Origin of the sequence: Mycetohabitans sp. B2 (assembly GCF_021733735.1) — a bacterium.
GTDB lineage: Bacteria > Pseudomonadota > Gammaproteobacteria > Burkholderiales > Burkholderiaceae > Mycetohabitans > Mycetohabitans rhizoxinica.
Genome location: NZ_JAHKSP010000004.1, coordinates 1 through 2,105 on the forward strand (window position 1 = coordinate 1; position 2,105 = coordinate 2,105).

The 2,105-nt window shown below is 57.8% G+C and carries 3 protein-coding genes; 2 read left to right on the forward strand and 1 reads right to left on the reverse strand.

Going from position 1 to position 2,105, the window contains the following annotated elements:
- A partial coding sequence (locus KPG66_RS01085) for a M20 aminoacylase family protein (RefSeq protein WP_237069767.1) occupies nucleotides 1–1,204 on the reverse strand: 1,204 nt, incomplete at its 3' end.
- 17 nt (nucleotides 1,205–1,221) lie between these two features.
- On the opposite strand from KPG66_RS01085, the gene KPG66_RS01090 reads away from it, so the two are divergent.
- Together KPG66_RS01090 and KPG66_RS01095 are read left to right on the forward strand one after the other, a co-directional pair.
- Nucleotides 1,222–1,527 carry a hypothetical protein gene (locus tag KPG66_RS01090; RefSeq protein ID WP_041752982.1) on the forward strand — a complete coding sequence of 102 codons (306 nt, stop codon included), beginning with the start codon at nucleotides 1,222–1,224 and terminating at the stop codon, nucleotides 1,525–1,527.
- 280 nt (nucleotides 1,528–1,807) lie between these two features.
- A partial coding sequence (locus KPG66_RS01095; RefSeq protein ID WP_237069768.1) for a hypothetical protein occupies nucleotides 1,808–2,105 on the forward strand: 298 nt, incomplete at its 3' end.

Consider the following 2,105-nt stretch of genomic DNA (forward strand, 5'->3'; position numbering starts at 1 on the left):
TTGACCGGCACGCGCTCGAGCGCAACCACGCCTGGGCAAGCTTGACCCAATAGGGTGCGCCCACTCCCAACAATGCGTCATTAAAGTCGTAGCTGGCGTTATGCAACTCGCAGGGGCCTAAGCCGTGCCCCGCGGCCCGATGCGCACCACTGCCATTGCCGAGAAACGCATAGCAGCCTGGCTTGGCTTGCAGCATAAACGAGAAATCCTCGGAACCCATCGTCGGCTCCACATCGTCGTCCACGTCGTCGTCCCCGACAATGGAGCGCATTACATCCGCCGCGAACCGTGCCTCATCCGTGCTATTGACAGTTGGGGGATAATTGCGCGCGAACTCGAACCGTGCTTCGCAGCGGTGGGCGGATGCGGTCGCTTGGATCACGTCGCGCATTCGGTCTTCGACCAAGTCGGTGACCTCGGTCCTAAACGTGCGGACCGTGCCGGCAATTTCCGCGTCGGCCGGGATGACGTTCATTGCATCGCCGGCGTGAAACTGCGTGACGGACAGCACCGCGGCGTCCAACGGTCTCTTGTTTCGGGTGATCACCCCTTGCAGCGCGTTGATCATTTGGACGCCGGCAAAGATTGGGTCGGCACCGTTATGTGGCATTGCAGCATGGGCGCCGATGCCTTTGATGTGGATGCGGAATTCGTTACTCGATGCCATGATCGGTCCCGGACGCACGCCAAACGTGCACGCACGCATACCGGGCCAGTTGTGCAAGCCGAACACGGCCTGAACGGGGAATTGCTCGAACAAGCCCTCTTCAATCATTGCTCGCGCGCCGGCGCCACCTTCTTCGGCTGGCTGAAAGATGAAGACCACGGTTCCGTCGAAGTCCCGGTGCGTCGCCAAATACTGTGCTGCACCCAGTAACATGGCGACATGTCCATCGTGGCCACACGCATGCATCTTGCCGGGATGCTGAGATCGATGGCCAAAGGTGTTCAATTCCTGTATCGGCAACGCGTCCATATCGGCACGCAGACCGATCGAGCGGGGATTGGAGCCGTTGCGCAACACTCCGACAACGCCGGTCTTGCCTAAACCGCGGTGAACCTCGATACCCCAACTGGCTAGGGTCTGGGCAATCAACTCGGCGGTCTGTGTCTCCTCGTAGCGTAATTCGGGATGTGCATGGATGTGTCGTCGCAGCGCTTGGATCTGACGTTGCGCCGCGTCAATTTCCACAATGACAGTCATGATCGAAGCCTCGGCACATGAACGGCGTCGCGCGGACGAGCAACGCGCAACGGACCACTCCATTCTACGTGATCCGCCGATGGCATCATGTTGTCCACGCGTGCGCGCGACGCCGCGTGGCGTATAAAAAATGGCCCGACTCCCCAATCGTTAAACGTGCGGCCATGAATGCCAGCGTGGGAGTTGATCCCGTCATCCGCCTCGCCGGCCATACCGGCCGTGAAAAGTCGCAACAAGGCCCGAACGGTGTTATCGCTGCATCGCTCTATCGAAAATTTGCAATGGTATTGCGCGGCAGGGAACGCTGTGGCCATGAGATGTGAGCACATGGCGCTGCGGTTCCACCGTCAAACTGACTGCTGCTCAACCGGTGAAGTGCGGGCCGCCTTTGAACAAATTGTGAATAGTTAAGGGTTACGTTATTGGAGGCGTCCTTTGATGCCGCCATGACACTAAACCTCTTAAACAGCATATTGGCGAGCCGACGTACTCCTTTTGAATTCCGCATCAAGCTTCGCGTCTGATTGCATAGGAACGGGTCTACGCGTACTGTTCATGTTCACCCCATCCGACTAGCACTTGGCTAATAACAAGAGACTTTAAATGCGGATTTCTGATGCAACGCCAGTAATAGTTTATGGCGCTCCGTTCGCTCATCGCTCCAATTACCTCAGGTTCGCTTTATCAAGGACGTTGTGTGCGCTCGGAGTTGTTACCGCATTGCTGATTTCCGACGTCGCGAGGTCAGCCACAGTCGAGTCCGGTACGCAAGATACGCTGATGGGCGAAGTCGCCTCGCACAATGAAGGTTCGAGCCAGCCCAAAGGGCGGAAAACGCGTTGGGATGTGAAGCCGCCCGGTATGCAAGATGATATGTCGGTAGACGAAGGCGCGCCGCATG

Coding starts and splice junctions, on each gene's coding strand:
- KPG66_RS01090 (WP_041752982.1), top strand. CDS start 1,222: ATGAACGGCGTCGCGCGGACGAGCAACGCGCAACGGACCACTCCATTC.